Here is a 16,019-nt window from a genome sequence, read left to right as displayed (position 1 = left end):
GGAGTAGACCAAGCATGGCAAACGAACTCGTCATCCGAGCCAACCAGGCAACCGGCGCCTACCGCCGCGTGCAGTTCGAGGATTTTGCAGCGCCGCCGGTGCTGGAAGAGCCCGAGGTCGCGGTCGAGCTTGCGCCACCGCCGCCAGAGCCCGAGGTCGCACCGAGTTTCGAGCCGGAGCCCGAGCTCGCCAACGGGCCGATCGAGATCGCGCCCGGCGTGCATCTGCCGACCGCTGATGAAGTGGAGCAGATCCACCAGGAAGCCTACAAGGCGGGCTACGACATCGGCTACGAGGAAGGCAGCGCGCGCGGGCGCCTGGAAGCGGCTGAGCTGCACCAGTTGCTCGGCCAGTTCAAGGACACCCTCGACCACCTCGATGAAGCAATCGGCGCCGAGATCCTTGCGCTGTCGCTTGAGGTGGCGCGCCTCGTCGTGCGGGAGCAAATCAAGCTGCGGCCGGAAAGTCTGCTGGTCGTGATTCGCGAGGCGCTCGCGCAGTTGCCACAGCAGCACGCAGTGCTGCATGTGAATTCGGCGGACGATGCGCTAGTACGGCAATACCTGGGCGAGCAGCATGCGCACGCCGGCCACCGCATCGTCGAGGATGATTCGGTCGAGCGCGGTGGCTGCCGTATCGAAGTGGGCGGTACACTGCTCGACGCCACCGTTTCAACGCGCTGGCGGCGTGTGGTGGAGAACCTTTCGCGCGAGCACCCGTGGGAGGACGATTGATGCCCCGCCTCGCGGATTCCTGGCGCGATTACCTGGAAGACTGCCGCAAGATGGCGTCGGTCGCCTCACCCTATCAGGTCGCAGGCCGCCTCACGCGCATCAACGGCCTGGTGATGGAAGCATCGGGGCTCAAGCTGCCGCTCGGTTCCGGCTGCCGCATCCTGATCCCAGGCGGGGGCTCGGTCGAAGCGGAAGTGGTCGGCTTCACCGGCGACAAGCTCTACATGATGCCGACCGACGATGTGTTCGGCCTCGCGCCCGGTGCACAGGTGGTGCCGAACGATCCGGCGCAGCCCAAACTCAGCACCGCCGAACGCGTCGAACCGCGGCGCCGCGCCTCGGACCGCGCCAAACACCTGCCCGTTGGCAACGAATTGCTCGGTCGCGTCGTGGACGGCGCTGGACGGCCGCTCGACGGCCTTGGCCCGCTCGAGGTGAAACACACCCGTTCGTTGCAGAGCCGGCCGGTCAACCCGCTGCTGCGCGCGCCAATCGCCGCCAGCCTGGACGTCGGCATCCGCACGATCAACGCGCTGCTGACGATCGGGCGTGGCCAGCGAATGGGCTTGTTCGCCGGTTCCGGTGTCGGTAAATCGGTGCTGATCGGCATGATGGCGCGCTACACCGAGGCTGAGGTGATCGTCGTCGGGCTGATCGGCGAACGGGGCCGTGAGGTGAAGGAATTCATCGAGCAGAACCTGGGGCCCGAGGGGCGTGCGCGCTCGGTTGTCGTCGCCGCACCGGCCGACACCAGCCCGCTGATGCGGCTGCAGGGTGCAGCCTACGCGACGACGGTGGCCGAACACTTCCGCGACCAGGGCAAGCAGGTGCTGCTGATCATGGATTCTCTGACCCGCTACGCGATGGCGCAACGCGAGATCGCACTGGCGATCGGCGAACCGCCGGTCACGCGTGGCTACCCACCATCGGTCTTCGCACGCCTGCCCGCGCTGGTGGAGCGAGCCGGCAACGGGCCGGAGGGCGGCGGTTCGATCACCGCGTTCTACACCGTGCTGGCGGAAGGCGACGACCAGCAGGATCCGATCGCCGATTCGGCGCGCGCCATTCTCGACGGCCACATCGTGCTCTCACGCGCGCTGGCCGATCAGGGCCACTACCCCGCAATCGACATGGAGCAATCCATCTCGCGCGCGATGCACAACCTGATCAAGCCCTCACATTTCGAGCTGGTGCGACGCTTCAAGCAGTTGTTCTCGCGCTACCAGCGCTCGCGCGACCTGATCGCGGTCGGCGCCTATCAGGCCGGATCGGACGTGCTGCTGGACGAAGCCGTGCGCGCCTACCCACAGCTGGAGGCCTTTCTCCAGCAAGGCATCCACGAACGCGCCGGCTACGAACAAAGCCTCGGAGCGCTGCACACGCTTTTCGGTGTCGAAACCTGAGCGCCCGCTCGTGATCACTGAGTCACGTCAAGACCACGCAGGCCTTTGCGCGCTTGGCATCGCCAGCGTATATATTGAGAGTCGGCACCCCGCCGGATTCGCCGCACCCCGCGCATGTCCAACGCACTGCAAACCCTGATCGAGCTCGCCCAGAACCGCATGGACGATGCGGCCAAGCGCCTTGGCGCGCTGCTCGCGAGCGGCCAGGCGCATGAGCAGAAACTCGAAATCCTCGTTCAGTATCGCGAGGAGTACCACAACCGCTTCCGCGCTGCTGCGCAGACCGGGATATCGCCTGAAGCATGGCGCAACTACTCGACCTTCATCGCGAAGCTCGACGAAGCGGTGTTTGAACAGGAACAGATCGTCGCCCGCGCGCGTGAGCAGGTGGTGGCCGGCAAGCAAGCCTGGGTGGACGAGCGCAATCGCAAGAAGGCCTTCGACACCCTCGCGACCCGGCAACAGGCGGTCGAACAGCGTAAGGAATGGCGTGCGGAGCAGCGCGTCACAGACGAACACTCCGCGAAGCTGTTCCGCTCCAAGCAGGAAGCGACGCAGGACGACGCAGGCGACACCGCGGCGGGAAGCACCCCGACAGACCCCTCCGGTACGCCCTGATCCGCTGGCACGCGCCTTGCTGAACGATGGCAGACCCAGTCGGGCGCCACCGCCCCGAGGAGCAGAAGATGCCAGCAATCAACGTGACCCCAAGCCCGATGCCCGCCCCGGTCAGCAACTCGCCCGTGCAGGCAAGCCAGGCCACCAATGCGGCCGATTCCGGCGCCGACAACGGCAAGCAGGCAAACTTTGCCAACGCCCTGGATGGCGCCAAGGCCAAGACACAACAGGCCGACGACAGCAAAGGCAGTGAGCGTACAGCAAGCGAAGACGCCGCTGCGGTAGACGATCCGGCACGGCTGGCGCAGATTGCCGCGGCCCTGCTGGAGTCCCTCGGCGCGCCCATGGCAGATCAACCCAAATCATTTGATGATCAACTATCGAAGGTTGACGATAGAGGGCTAGTTGCAGCGCTAAATGCCAGCAACTTAGTCGCAGTGGAGGGGCGCAAGCCTGGCGAATCGGCCGCCCAAGCCGACACGCCATATCCACCGGCAACCGGCGAGACATTGCCGCTCGACGGCAAGGCGCTGCCGGCGACGGCAGTTCCTGCCGCACAGGCCGGTGACGGCAAGGCAGGAGCGGACGCGGACAGCGACGGGGCGGACAAGGCGGCCGCCAACGCGCTGCTCGCGCAGACAGCCAACCGCACGACGACCACGTCGAACGACGACAAGGCCAACCCCGCTGTCACAGCGCTTGGCGATACAGCCAAGCAACCGGTGACCGCCGCAGTCGTCGAAACGACGGGCAAAGCTGCTCAAACCAAGGCGATCATCACAGACGCCGCGCTTCAGACGAACACTGCGGCGCAGCCGGCTGTTTCGCCCTGGTCGGAGGCGCTTGCGCAACGCAGCAGCGAGGCTGCGCGCGCAGAGGCGCCTCAATTCCCTGTGCGCACACCCGTATCTCAGAGCGGTTGGGCAGATGACGTGGGCAACCGCATGGTCTGGATGGCAGGCAAGGAGCTTGGCCGTGCCGAATTGATCCTGACACCGCCGCATCTTGGCCGCGTGGAAATCACGTTGAACGTGAACGGCGACCAGACCACGGCGCATTTCGTGACCGCGACCCCCGCTGCACGCGAGGCCATCGAACAGTCGCTTCCGCGTTTGCGCGAACTGATGACCGATGCCGGCCTCAACCTCAGCCAGGTGAACGTCAGCGCAAACGGTGCCAACGATTCTCCGCAGGAGCAGCGCAATTGGGGGGGCAGCCAACGCGGCGGCCGGCAACAACTCGCCGATGAGGCGCCGGACATGGCGGCGCAGAGTCGACCGGCGTGGACGCGGAGCGGACTCGGCATGGTCGACACCTTTGCCTGAATTACCGGTCGGGAAGGCCTCAGTTCGGCGCTTTGAACGCCGTAGACAGAGGGAATAATCACCCCTAGCGGTACCTCAATCCGGCAACACCGGGTACTGTCAGGCCTCACCGAACCATCGAGAAGGATTTGAGTAATGTCGAGCAAGCCCGCCAAACCCGCAGAAGGCGAAGCCGCCCCGAAGAAAAGCAAGAAGATGCTGATCATCATCATCGCCGCGGTGGTGGGGGTTGCGCTTGCCGGCGGCGGAGCATTCCTGGTGCTTGGCAAGAAGAAGAAGGCAGCTGCCGCAGATGGCGAGGACGCCCAGGCCGACGAGGAAAAACCCGCCGCGCACGCTGATCCGAAAGCGCCACCGGTTTTTGTGCCGCTGGAACCCTTCGTCGTCAATCTGCAGCCGGAAAACGGTGAACAGTATCTTCAGGTCGTGTTGTCATTCCGCGTTGCAGACGCTCACACCGGCGATCAGATCAAGCTGCTGATGCCCGAGATCCGCCACCGCATCCTGATGCTGCTTTCTGGCAAAAAGGCTTCCGAGATCGCAAACCCCGAGGGGCGTGAGGCGCTTGCGGCCGAGATCCGCACCGAGGCGAACACCTCGCTCGGCTATGAACCGCCGAAGAAGAAGAAAAAAGGCGCGGACCACGATGAGGGCGGGCCGATCGTGTCCGTACTCTTCACTTCATTCATCGTCCAGTAAGGGCAGCACAGGACAGACCGGGACCCGACCATGGCTCAAGACTTTCTCTCGCAGGAAGAGGTCGATGCGCTACTGCGTGGCGTCACCGGTGAAACCGATGAAGTCGACCAGGGCGATGCCGATACCAGCGGCATACGCAACTACAACCTGGCGACGCAGGAACGCATCGTTCGTGGGCGCATGCCCACGATGGAACTCATCAATGAACGCTTTGCGCGCAACCTGCGCATCGGCTTGTTCAACTACATGCACCGCAACACCGAAGTGTCGGTGGGGCCGATCAAGGTGCAGAAGTACAGCGAGTTCGTGCGCAACCTGGTGGTGCCGACCAACCTGAACCTGATCATGGTGAAGCCGCTACGCGGCACCGGCCTTGTCGTGTTCGACCCGAACCTGGTGTTCCTGGTGGTCGACAACATGTTCGGTGGCGACGGGCGCTTCCACACGCGGGTTGAAGGGCGCGACTTCACTGCGACCGAGCAGCGGATCATCCGTGGCCTGCTGCAAGTGGTATTCACCGAGATGGAAAAGGCCTGGGCGCCGGTGTTCGGCATTCAGTTCGAATATGTCCGTTCCGAAATGAACCCGCAGTTCGCCAACATCGCCACGCCGAGCGAAATCGTCGTATCGATGAACTTCGCGCTCGAGTTCGGCGGCACCCAGGCGGACATGCACCTGTGCCTGCCCTACTCTACCGTCGAGCCGATCCGCGACCTGCTCTACAGCACGATGCAGTCTGATCACCTCACGCAGGACAAGCGTTGGGTGGGTTTGATGACCAAACAGATCCAGAGCATCGAGCTCAAGCTCACGGTGGATCTGGCGAAGACGAACGTCACGCTGCGCGACGTCGTGCAATTCAAGGTGGGCGACATCATTCCGCTCGACATACCGGAGCTGGTGCAGGGCCATGTGGATGGCGTACCGGCTTTTGAGGGCAAACACGGCATCAGCCACGGCTATCACGCCGTGCGGATTGAACGGCTGGTGCCGCCGGAAGACCGCGAGATCAACCTGATCGCGGCCAAACTGGGAGGCCATGATGGCTGACGAAGAACAAATCAGTGAAGACGACTGGGCTGCAGCGATGCAGGAACAGGCGGTTGCGGACGCCGCAATGGCCGAGCCACCACCGCCGGAACCGGCGCGTGCTGCGTTCCCTGAGTTCGGCGCGGGAGAGAAGCCCACGTCGATGAACGACTTCGACATGATTCTGGACATTCCGGTCCAGATCACCGTCGAACTCGGGCGCACCAAACTGTCGATCCGCAACCTGCTGCAGCTGGCGCACGGCTCAGTGGTCGAGCTCGACGCGCTGGCCGGTGAGCCGATGGATGTGCTGGTCAACGGCACGCTGATCGCGCAAGGCGAGGTGGTGGTTGTGAACGACAAGTTCGGTATCCGCCTCACCGACATCATCACGCCGTCGGAGCGCATGCGTAAGGTTCGCGGGCTCTAAAACGCGCACAACGGCGCGGCCCGCTCGGGCGCCGGCTGCCTTCATGGCACCGGCAGCACTCGACAGCGCATCGCTCAGCGGCACCATCGAGAAAGCGCCGGAATAGCGCCCGCTTTCCCACGCTAATCCACGGGCCGGCAATTCTTGCCGGCCGCACAATGGCATCGCATATCTAACCTGTGATACCGCGATGCCCAGACCCTCAACCCGTTCCATACACCTAACGCTCGCAGCCCTGCTGACGCCGGCCTCTGCCTCTGCCAGCGTTGCAGACGCAGGTGGCAGCCTGCTGTCGATGTTGTTCGGGCTCGCGGTGGTGCTCGCCAGCCTGTATGGCCTCCTTCATGTGATAAAGCGTCTGCAGGCGCGTGGTGGCAATGGCCAGGCCGCGCTGCGCATTATCGGTGGCACCGCAGTCGGGCCGCGCGAGCGCGTCGTACTGGTCGAACTCGGCGAGAAAGTATTGGTGCTGGGCGTTGCACCGGGTCGCGTCACCGCCCTGCAGACACTCGACGCCAACGAAGTGCCGCGCATGACAGCGCCGCCGCCGATCGAGGGCGATTTCCAGCGCACGCTTGCTGCCTTGCTGAAAGGGGGCCGCCATGAGGGCTGATCTGCGTCGTGCATTGCTCGCGCTGCCGCTCGCCGTGATCGCGCTGCCGACGCTCGCACAGGCGCTGCCGGCATTCAGCAGCACACCGGGGCCCGGTGGCGGCCAGACTTACTCGATCACCGTGCAAACGCTGGTGATGATGACCTCGCTGGTCTTCATCCCCGCGGTTGTTCTGATGATGACGAGCTTCACGCGGATCATCATCGTCTTCTCGCTGCTTCGCCACGCGCTCGGCACCCAAACCTCGCCGCCGAACCAAGTGATCATGGGGCTGTCGCTGTTCCTCACCTTCTTCATCATGAGCCCGGTCGCCGACCGAGTATACGAAGACGCCTACAAGCCGCTCGCCGAGGGCCGTATCGAGTTCGACGTGGCGCTGCAACGCGCGGCGGTGCCGGTGAAAGGCTTCATGCTCAAGCAGATGCGCGAGGCCGACCTGTCCCTGTTCGCCCAGCTCGCGAAAACGCCGAAGGTGAACAAGGCAGAGGAATTGCCGATGCGGGTCATCATCCCGGCATTTGTCACCAGCGAACTGAAAACAGCTTTCCAGATCGGTTTCATCATCTTCCTGCCCTTCCTGATCATCGACATGGTCGTGGCATCGGTGCTGATGTCGATGGGCATGATGATGATGTCGCCAGTGATCGTTTCGCTGCCGTTCAAGTTAATGCTGTTCGTACTGGTGGATGGCTGGAATCTGGTCGTCGCCACGCTCGTCAATAGTTTCGCCTAGGGGCCACACATGACACCCACCACAGTTATTGCGCTCGGGCGCGACGCGATCGAAATCGTGCTGATGGTCTCGGCACCGCCGCTGCTGTGTGCACTCGTCGTCGGTCTGGTACTGTCAATCTTTCAGGCAGCAACGCAGATCAACGAGATGACCTTGACCTTCGTGCCGAAGGTGATGGCGATGTTCGTGACCTTGCTGATTGCGGGCCCATGGATGCTCACCACGATCACCGACTACATTCGCCGGCTCTATGCCTCAATCCCCGGCCTGATCGGGTAGCGCCAGCCGCATGTTCACGTTCACCAGCGCGGACTGGGCTGGCTGGCTGGCGATGTACGCCTACCCGGCATTCCGCATCCTGGCGATGTTGACGAGTGCGCCGATCTTCAACAACGTTGGCATGCCGCGGCACATTCGGTTGATCACCGGGCTCGCCATCACAGTAGCAATCGCGCCAGTACTGCCCCCCTCACCGGCAGTGGCACCTGGGTCTTTCCTCGTGGTCGGCGCAATCGCGACCGAAATGATGATCGGCTTCGCGATCGGCTTCACGATCAGGCTGGTGTTCGTCGCCATCGACCTTGCGGGCGACCTGATCGGCCTGCAGATGGGTCTGTCGTTCGCGATGTTCTACGACCCACAATCCGCGGGCCAGACCACGGTTGTCGCACAGTTCCTTGGCCTGCTCGCCTCGCTGATCTTCCTTGCACTCAACGGGCATCTGCTGGTCATCGAAACCGTGGTGCGCAGCTTCGAATGGTTGCCTGCAGGGGGTACTGGCTTTCATGGCGATGCAGCCAAAGTGATCGTGCGCAGCGGCGGCAGCATTTTTGTGTCGGGGTTGATGCTGGCGCTGCCGGCCGTCACCACACTGCTGATCACCAATATCGCGCTCGGCGTGCTGACCCGCGCAGCACCGCAACTCAACCTGTTCGCGCTGGGTTTCCCTATCACGCTGACCGTGGGCGTGCTGGCACTGGCTGCATGTCTTCCCATGCTTGCCGGCGTACTGCAATCGCTTTATGAGCGGGGGTTCGACACCGTAGGGATGTTCCTGAAAGTAGCCTCCGGCCAATAGGCAAGCGCAGCGCTCAGCGGCGCAGGATCACGTCACCGCTGGCGACCCGCTCCGAGATCCAGTTCGATTCCTGCCCTTCTTCATAGCGGGCGATCGTATAGCTGCTGTAGCCCTGCGCGCGAGCCATGTCCTCGGCCTGGCGTTTGAACAGCTGCATCGCCTCGCCCTCGCCACCCATGTGGAAGCGCTTCATGCGCATTGCGATTCGATACCGGTCCTCATCGAGCCGCACGGCACGCAAGGTCCAGTTCGGCGCCAGCGGGTCGACGACGTAGTAGGCCACACCGATCACCGCAGCACCTGCAACGATATCCTCCAAGGCGATCGTGAGGCCATCCGCAACATTGATCGCAGCATGGGGAATCAGCGGCGAGCTCGGGTAGTCACCCTTGATGCCGGAACACGCGCCGAGCGCACAGACGAGCATCGCAAGCATCGGCGTCCGCATGGCGCTCACCCGATGTAGTTGAACAGGGACAGGCCTGTCGTCTTCACGAACGCCTGCTGTGCGGCCTGCAAGGCGGCCGTCTTCTGCGTGACATCGGAGCTCGCCTGCGCGTAATCCAGATCGGTCAGGCGCGAAATCGTCGTTGCGTACTGCAGATCGGCTTGCGAGCCAACGGACTCTGCCGCCTGCACTTCATTGACGCGCGACCCCACCGAAGCCGTTACCCGCAGCACATTGTCGAGCGCCTTGTCGAGCTTGCCCAACGTCTGGTTCACCTGCGTATTCAGCGCCGCGCCACTGGTGTTCTCGAGTGCGCCGACAAAAGTCTGGATCGTGCTGAAGATGTCGGTATAGCCGCCGGGATCGATGCTGAAAGTATCGCCCGCTGCAGGCGTGCCCGACACCGAGACCTGGATGCCTGCAAAGGCGATCGAGGTGCCGCTGACATAGCTGCCGCTGCTGATCGGGCCGCCGCCGGCCGTCACGTCGTAGACGTCGTAGCTGCCGGGCCCGGTGAAATCGATGCGGTACTGGTTGCCACTGTAGGCGCCCACTACCGAACCGTCGTCAATGACGGCTGCACCCGTATTGGTTGCCCCGGCCGAGGTATGGAAGGCGCCGTTGAGATTCGGGATGTCCATGAACACTTCGTTGCCAGAGTTGCTGACCGGGATCACCCGCGAATCGCTGATCTGCAGCGAACGCGAGCCTTGGTCGCCCTGATACTGCACACCGCTGGCGATGTTGCCGACGAAGGGTTGGGTGTCAGTCTGAAAGCCTGCAAACAGGTAGCCACCCTGCGGATCGTTACTGTTTGCGAGACCGACCAGCGCATCGAACCGCGCCCTGACATCCACCGCGATCGACTTGCGATCCACCGGGCTCAGCGCACCGTTACCCGCCTGAATCGCCTTCTCCTTGAGATAGACGATCAGATCACTGACGCCGGATAGCTTGCTTTCCACGATCTGCAGCGAGTCGGTGGCGGAACCGCGGTTGGTCGCCCACTGCGCATTCATGCTCTTGGCTTGCTGGACAATCAGCGACGAAGAGGCCGCAATCGGGTCATCCGACGGGGCAACGACACGCCGCCCGGTAGAGACCTGCTGCTGGAGTTTCAGCAGATCGCCGGCGCGGTTCTGAAACTGCGTCGTTCCATTCTCAAAGATCATTCCAGTTGAAACACGCATGGCTCAGCTCCAGTCAATCATTAACGGCCAATCGCCAGAATCTCGTTGAACAAGGTACTCGCAACCTGCATGACCTTGCCAGCAGCCTGATAGGCCTGTTGGTAGCGAATCAGGTTGGCAGCTTCCTCATCGAGGTTCACGCCCACCAGCGATTGCTGTGCGTCCTTCGCGCGCTCCGCTACCACCTTCTGCGATTCGGCCGTCACCTGTACTTCACGGGTACGCGAACCGATTTCGCCAACCAGCTGCGCATAGGCCGATTCATAGCTCGCCGAGTTGCCGATCAGCGTCTTCACCTGCTGCAGTTGCCCCAGCAACACCGCGTTGCGGTTGTCCGAAACACCGCCGGGGTTGCGTTCCATCGTGAAGGTGTCGCCGTTTTTTGGCGTGCCTGAAATGGTGAAGGACACGCCGGCAAAGGCGATTTGCGCACCATCCGAATAAGGAATCGGGCCCCCCGCCGGATAGGTCGTGCTGCTGCCACTCGGCTGCGTGACCGTGATCGGGAACCCGGCCGGGAATCCCGACAGGTTGCCGGCGTTGTAGCTGAAGGTCAGCGGCAGAGTCAGCGCCGGGGGTGGTGCGAGGTTGGTGACGTCACTCACCACGCCCTGCGTGATGCTCGCAGTGCCGGTATTGGCATTGGTTGCCAGCGTGCGGACCGGCGCGGCGGCTGCAACCAGGCGCGGATCCTTGATCGCTACGGTGAATTGGTCGGCCGCTGCACGCGTGGGCTGGATCGTGAAGCTGTCGCCCACCGCCGGTGCGCCGCTGAGCGTCATCGAGAAACCCTGCGATGGCGCTGCTGCCAGCACCGCAGCCAGTGCGGCCGCTGGCGTTGCCCCCGACGCGGTCCATACCTGCGAGTCCGAACGCCGCACCAGCTGGAAGGTATTCGCAGCGGAGTAAGTCAGCGAATAGTCGCTGGTCGTCAGATCAGAAGCATTGGTGATTGGCACATCGATCTGCGCCGTTCCGGCGTTCGCCGGGCTGTTCGGATAGATCGTGCGACCCGCCAGCGGCTGGAAGTAGTCACCCCCTAGTGCGCCATCAAGGTCCTGGCCAAGCCGGTGCTGTGCGTTGAAGGTCTCGGTGATGCCAAGCGCGAGGCGGCCCAGTCCGTTCTGCACCGTATCGAGCGATTCACTGCGGAAGTTGAGCAGACCGGAAAGTTTGCCGCCAGAAAATGCCGCATCCGGCAATTCCTGCCCGCCCCCGGTCGGCAGCTGGATCGCGACGACGATGCGCGAGAGGTCGGCGCGCGAGGGCTGCGCAGTCAGCGTCGCCACGTCAGAACGCACGACCAAGGGCTGCCCGTTGCCGACGAATACGTTGATCGAACCGTCTTCGTTCGGCATCGTGGTGACCCGCACCTGGTCATTGAGCTGTGACACCAGTTGCGCGCGTTCGTCGAGCAGATCGTTGGGTGGCTGGCCGGCGCCGATATTCGACGCAAAGATGATGCGCTGATTGAGCTCACCGATCTGGCCGGCAAGGCTGTTGATCTCGGTAACGGTACCGTTGATCTCGCCACCGACGAGGTCACGCAGTTCTTCAATGCGGGTATTGAGCGTCTGGAAGCGCGCAACCAGCGCTTCGGACTGAGACAACATCGATTGCCGCGCCGGGATGCTGGTGGCGTTGGCGGCGACGCTCTGCACGCCCTTGAAGAAGTCCTGGATCGCCGGAGACAGACCGGCGCTCGGGTCACCGAACAGGTCGTCGATCTGCTTGACCTGCTCGTAGTAGGTGTTCATCTCCTGATAGCGCGAGTTCGCCGTCAGGACCTGCTGTTCCAGGTAAGTGTTGTAGCTGCGCTTGATCGTCTGGACATTCGTGCCCTGGCCAAAGTAACCGGCCCCCGAGAACACCGGCAGGTTTGTGCCCTGGACGATTTGCTGGCGGCTGTAGCCGGCAGTCGAGGCATTCGAGATGTTATGACCGGTCGTGACCAGGCCCGCCTGTGCGGCGTTGATGCCCGAGATGCCGATGTTGAGTACGCTGTTGCCCATGACGATTGCCTCGTAATGCTCTTTACGGCATTCCTAAGCAATTCCTTTGCCTGCTTCGCGCAGCCCCCGAAATGACTGGTGCGGCAAGGGAAACCACGGGCACGGAAGACGCACGCGCCATGGCACAACGGGGTGGGCTAAAAGGGCGGAGAATCCGCCTAGAGGGTGTCGGCAGACAGCGCTGCGCGCAGCGTATTGCCGCCGATGATGCGGGTGAGTTTGTCGGCGTACATCGGGTCGGTCGCGTAACCACCGCGGCTCAGCGCACGCGCGAAACCGGCAGCGTCGGCCTGACCACTGACCTGCGCATAGCGCGGGTTGGCGGTGATCAAGCGGGCATAGTCGCGAAACGCCTCGTCATACGATGCATAGGCACGGAAGCGCTCGGTGCGGCGCGTCGGCACGCCGCCCATGTATTCGATCGTCGAGGCTTCGACCGTATCGCCCTTCCAGTCTGCGCCTGCCTTGATGTTGAAGAGGTTGTACGACGGCGCGCCGTTGGGCCGGGTGATTTCGCCCTTGCCCCAGCCGGTTTCCAGCGCCGCGTGACCGACAACAAATTGCGCCGGCACACCCAGCGCCTTGGCAGCCGCCTGCGCATGCGACCAGATCTTGTCGACGAAGCCGCTTGAAGCACTCGTGGCGCTTGTTGGTGCCGGCGAAATCTGCCCGCTCGCCGGTGTGCCGGCAGTCTTTGCCGCCGCACCTGTCGGAAACGCCGGACGCGCGGCCGGAGCCGGAATGTCGTTCGACAAGCCGGTATCGATGCCCATGCTGGCGCTCATCTGGCGCTCGATCGCGCGTGCCAGCCCGATGCCCCGGCCTTTCGAGAGGTTCAATGCGAGCTGCTGGTCGGCCATGCCGCGATAGAACTGAGCCGTCTCACCGTCGAAGCTCGGGCCGCCGAAGGTGGTGCTCTCGCGCATCTGCTTCATGATCATCTGCACGAACAGGGCTTCGAACTGCTGTGCCACCGCCTTGATCGATTCCGGCGAACGATCGCTCGACAGCCGTTTCAGATCGGCCAGCCGGCGTGTATCGAAGATCGAGTCCTGCACTGGAGCAGCCATGCGCGGCGCCTTCAGATCACTTCCAGTTCGGCACGCAACGCACCTGCGGCCTTCATCGCCTGCAGGATCGCGATCATGTCGAGCGGGTTCGCACCCACCGAATTGATCGCCTTCACCACTTCGGCAAGATTGGCACCGGCTTTCACCCGGATCAGGTTGCCCGGCTCCTGCTTGATGTCGATCTGCGCGTTCTGCACGTTACGGGTTTGTCCGTTCGAAAGGGCGCCAGGCTGACTGACCTGATTGTCGGCGGTGACCGTCACCGTCAGGTTGCCGTGCGCCACGGCGCAGTCCTGCAATTGCACCGCGCGGTTCATCACCACCGAGCCGGTGCGAGAGTTCACGACGACGCGGGCCATGCCCTGTTCGGGCGCCACATCGAGGTTCTCGATCATGCCGAGGAAGGCCACGCGGCGGTCCGGCTCAGCCGGCGCCCTTACGCGAATCCGGCGTCCATCCAACGCGGCGGCCAGGCCCTCGCCCAAATTACGGTTGATGGCATCGGCGACTTTCTGCGCCGTACCGAAGTCCGCATCTTTCAGCTCTACTGATACCGAATCCTCGTTGCCGACCGGCATCAGCACCGCGCGCTCCACCGTCGCCCCTCCTGGGATACGGCCGGCCGACAAGTGATTCACGGTAACCTTCGAGCCACCGCCACCGGCCCCGGCCCCGCTGATCACCAGATTGCCTTGAGCCAATGCGTAGACGTTGCCGTCCGCCCCCTTGAGCGGTGTCATCAGCAGGGTGCCACCTTTCAGACTCTTGGCATTGCCAAGCGACGACGCAGTGACATCGATTGCCTGACCCGGCTGCGCGAAGGGCGGCAAGGTGGCCGTCACCATCACGGCCGCCACGTTCTTGAGCTGCAAATTAACGCCCGGCGGCAGCGCGATGCCCATGTTCGACAGCATGTTGACGATGCTTTGCACCGTGAACGGCGTCTGTGTCGTCTGGTCGCCACTGCCGTCCAGCCCGACGACGAGCCCGTAACCTACCAATGGGTTGCTACGCACGCCGGCGAAGTTGGCGATGTCCTTGATGCGCTCTGCGCTGGCGACAGCACTCCCGCACAGCAGCGCCGCCGCCAACATTCCTCTGATCCATCCGCGCATTTCTTTTCCTCAGCTTTCTGCTTCCAGACCCGGCACAGATCGTTCAGAACGGCGAAATGACCTGGAAGAAGCGCGTCAGCCAGCCCATCTGCTGTGCATCGTCGATGTAGCCGCTGCCCTTGTATTCGATCCGGGCATCGGCCACCTGCGTCGAGTTCACCGCGTTCGCCGCGGTCACATGCATCGGGTTCACGACGCCCGAGAAACGGATGAACTCGTCGCCCTGATTGATCGCGACACGCTTCTCGCCCGAGACCAGCAGGTTGCCGTTCGGGTACACGTCGATCACCGTCACCGTGATCGTGCCGGTGAAGTTGTTGTTGGCCGACGAAGCGCCCTTGCCAGAGAAGGTGTTGCCGGTGCTTGCCGCCAGATCGAGCCCTTGCAGGTACTTGAGCGGCACCTTGCTCATGGTCGGGATGCTTGCGCTGATTTCCGAATCGCGGCTCGCACTGCTGTTGGCGTTCTTCGTTGCAGCGGTTTTCTCGACCAGGTTGATGGTCAGTGTGTCGCCGACGAGTCGCGCGCGGCGGTCTTCGAACATGCCACGCTGCGCAGCGTTGGTGCTGAACAAAGAGCCGGCAATCGGCTCGCTCACCGGCCGAGGCTGTGCGCGAGTCGTCATCGGCTGCTGCACGTTGGTCATCGGCGGCGTCACGCACGCTGTCAGCAACACGGCTGACAACAGCGTGGTCAGTTGAGCGAGCCGGCGCATGATCATCCCCTTCAGAGTTGCGAGAGGCGGCCCAGCATCGCGTCGGCGGTACTCACCACCTTGGAGTTGAACTCATAGGCGCGTTGCGTCTGGATCAGGCCGACAAGCTCTTCAGCCACGTTCACGTTCGAGGTTTCGACGTAGTTCTGATTTAGTACGCCGGCGCCGTTGGTGCCTGGTGTCGTTGGCGTGGGCGTACCGCTCGACGTGGTCTCAAGGAACAGGTTTTCACCCGCAGACTGCAGGCCTGCCGGATTCACGAAAGTCGCGACCTGAATCGTGCCGATCTGGGTCGGCGCGGCGGTGCCGGGCGTGGTCACGCTGACAGTGCCGTCCTTACCAATCGTGATCGACTGAGCATTCGGCGGAATCGTGATCGAAGGGTCGAGCGGATAGCCACTGGAGGTGACCATCTGCCCGGTATTGTCCTTCTGGAACGAACCGTCACGCGTGTAACCCAGCGTGCCGTCGGGCAGCAGGATCTGGAAGTAGCCGTCACCCTGGATCGCCACATCCAGCGAGTTGCCGGTCTGCTGCAAGTTACCTTGGCTGTGGTTCTTCACTGTCGCTACCGGCCGCACACCAGTACCAAGCTGGAGGCCCGACGGAATCTGCGTCTGCTGCGAAGACTGGGCGCCGGGCTGGCGCAGCGTCTGGTAGAGGAGATCCTCGAACACCGCGCGCGCACGCTTGTAGCCGTTGGTGCTGACGTTCGCAAGGTTGTTCGAGATGACGTCCAGCTGCGTCTGCTGGGCATCGAGACCGGTACGGGCCACCCAAAGTGCGGGAACCATGATGTTTCTCCTT

At 63.1% G+C, this 16,019-nt stretch carries 18 protein-coding genes; 11 read left to right on the top strand and 7 right to left on the bottom strand.

From position 1 onward, the window contains the following. Positions 1-14: 14 nt before the first annotated feature. From ACE3P0_RS07445 to fliR, 11 genes are all read left to right on the top strand, one after another. Entirely contained in the window at positions 15-734 is a 720-nt protein-coding gene (locus tag ACE3P0_RS07445) for a flagellar assembly protein FliH (protein ID WP_374401414.1), read from the top strand. After that, positions 734-2,137, top strand: coding sequence for a flagellar protein export ATPase FliI (gene fliI, locus ACE3P0_RS07440; protein WP_374401412.1), 1,404 nt, complete (start codon positions 734-736; stop codon positions 2,135-2,137). The genes ACE3P0_RS07445 and fliI overlap by 1 nt, the downstream gene beginning before the upstream one ends. Before the next feature lie 114 nt (positions 2,138-2,251). Then, a complete protein-coding gene (gene fliJ, locus ACE3P0_RS07435) occupies positions 2,252-2,755 on the top strand; it encodes a flagellar export protein FliJ (RefSeq protein ID WP_374401411.1) in 504 nt (167 codons plus the stop codon). A 68-nt stretch (positions 2,756-2,823) separates the two neighbouring features. Next, the gene (locus ACE3P0_RS07430) at positions 2,824-4,080 is read left to right on the top strand and encodes a flagellar hook-length control protein FliK (RefSeq protein WP_374401409.1); all 1,257 of its coding nucleotides are present in this window, start codon (positions 2,824-2,826) and stop codon (positions 4,078-4,080) included. 135 nt (positions 4,081-4,215) lie between these two features. Further along, positions 4,216-4,779, top strand: a complete 564-nt coding sequence (locus ACE3P0_RS07425; protein ID WP_374401407.1) for a flagellar basal body-associated protein FliL — start codon at positions 4,216-4,218, stop codon at positions 4,777-4,779. Between the two features lie 30 nt (positions 4,780-4,809). Beyond that, the gene (gene fliM, locus ACE3P0_RS07420) at positions 4,810-5,829 is read left to right on the top strand and encodes a flagellar motor switch protein FliM (protein WP_374401405.1); all 1,020 of its coding nucleotides are present in this window, start codon (positions 4,810-4,812) and stop codon (positions 5,827-5,829) included. After that, positions 5,822-6,238, top strand: coding sequence for a flagellar motor switch protein FliN (gene fliN / locus ACE3P0_RS07415; RefSeq protein WP_374401403.1), 417 nt, complete (start codon positions 5,822-5,824; stop codon positions 6,236-6,238). Before fliM ends, fliN begins: the two co-directional genes overlap by 8 nt. 190 nt (positions 6,239-6,428) lie before the next feature. Further along, the gene (gene fliO, locus ACE3P0_RS07410) at positions 6,429-6,851 is read left to right on the top strand and encodes a flagellar biosynthetic protein FliO (protein ID WP_374401401.1); all 423 of its coding nucleotides are present in this window, start codon (positions 6,429-6,431) and stop codon (positions 6,849-6,851) included. Next, positions 6,841-7,584: a flagellar type III secretion system pore protein FliP gene (gene fliP, locus ACE3P0_RS07405; protein WP_374401399.1), complete on the top strand. Its 744-nt coding sequence runs from the start codon at positions 6,841-6,843 to the stop codon at positions 7,582-7,584. Before fliO ends, fliP begins: the two co-directional genes overlap by 11 nt. Positions 7,585-7,593: 9 nt before the next feature. Further along, positions 7,594-7,863, top strand: coding sequence for a flagellar biosynthesis protein FliQ (fliQ, locus tag ACE3P0_RS07400; protein ID WP_206256137.1), 270 nt, complete (start codon positions 7,594-7,596; stop codon positions 7,861-7,863). A gap of 10 nt (positions 7,864-7,873) precedes the next feature. Then, positions 7,874-8,662: a flagellar biosynthetic protein FliR gene (gene fliR / locus ACE3P0_RS07395; RefSeq protein ID WP_374401397.1), complete on the top strand. Its 789-nt coding sequence runs from the start codon at positions 7,874-7,876 to the stop codon at positions 8,660-8,662. Positions 8,663-8,675: 13 nt separating this feature from the next. Here the strand turns inward: fliR and ACE3P0_RS07390 are convergent, their stop codons facing one another. The 7 genes from ACE3P0_RS07390 to flgG form a co-directional block, all read right to left on the bottom strand. Further along, positions 8,676-9,110 (bottom strand): hypothetical protein, encoded by a 435-nt coding sequence (locus tag ACE3P0_RS07390; RefSeq protein ID WP_374401396.1) that lies wholly within the window; start codon positions 9,108-9,110, stop codon positions 8,676-8,678. A 5-nt stretch (positions 9,111-9,115) separates the two neighbouring features. Next, positions 9,116-10,300: a flagellar hook-associated protein FlgL gene (flgL, locus tag ACE3P0_RS07385; protein ID WP_374401394.1), complete on the bottom strand. Its 1,185-nt coding sequence runs from the start codon at positions 10,298-10,300 to the stop codon at positions 9,116-9,118. A gap of 20 nt (positions 10,301-10,320) precedes the next feature. Next, positions 10,321-12,312 (bottom strand): flagellar hook-associated protein FlgK, encoded by a 1,992-nt coding sequence (gene flgK / locus ACE3P0_RS07380; RefSeq protein WP_374401393.1) that lies wholly within the window; start codon positions 12,310-12,312, stop codon positions 10,321-10,323. A 158-nt stretch (positions 12,313-12,470) separates the two neighbouring features. Then, positions 12,471-13,382 (bottom strand): flagellar assembly peptidoglycan hydrolase FlgJ, encoded by a 912-nt coding sequence (flgJ, locus tag ACE3P0_RS07375; protein WP_374401391.1) that lies wholly within the window; start codon positions 13,380-13,382, stop codon positions 12,471-12,473. 11 nt (positions 13,383-13,393) lie between these two features. Beyond that, positions 13,394-14,497, bottom strand: a complete 1,104-nt coding sequence (locus ACE3P0_RS07370) for a flagellar basal body P-ring protein FlgI (RefSeq protein WP_374401389.1) — start codon at positions 14,495-14,497, stop codon at positions 13,394-13,396. A gap of 43 nt (positions 14,498-14,540) precedes the next feature. After that, positions 14,541-15,212: a flagellar basal body L-ring protein FlgH gene (locus ACE3P0_RS07365; protein ID WP_374401387.1), complete on the bottom strand. Its 672-nt coding sequence runs from the start codon at positions 15,210-15,212 to the stop codon at positions 14,541-14,543. Positions 15,213-15,223: 11 nt separating this feature from the next. Beyond that, entirely contained in the window at positions 15,224-16,006 is a 783-nt protein-coding gene (gene flgG, locus ACE3P0_RS07360; protein ID WP_374401386.1) for a flagellar basal-body rod protein FlgG, read from the bottom strand. Between the last annotated feature and the right edge of the window lie 13 nt (positions 16,007-16,019).

This window comes from Niveibacterium sp., from assembly GCF_041909475.1.
GTDB lineage: Bacteria > Pseudomonadota > Gammaproteobacteria > Burkholderiales > Rhodocyclaceae > Niveibacterium.
The sequence above is the reverse complement of the archived record's forward strand: the minus strand, read 5'-3'. Positions and strand labels throughout refer to the sequence as shown.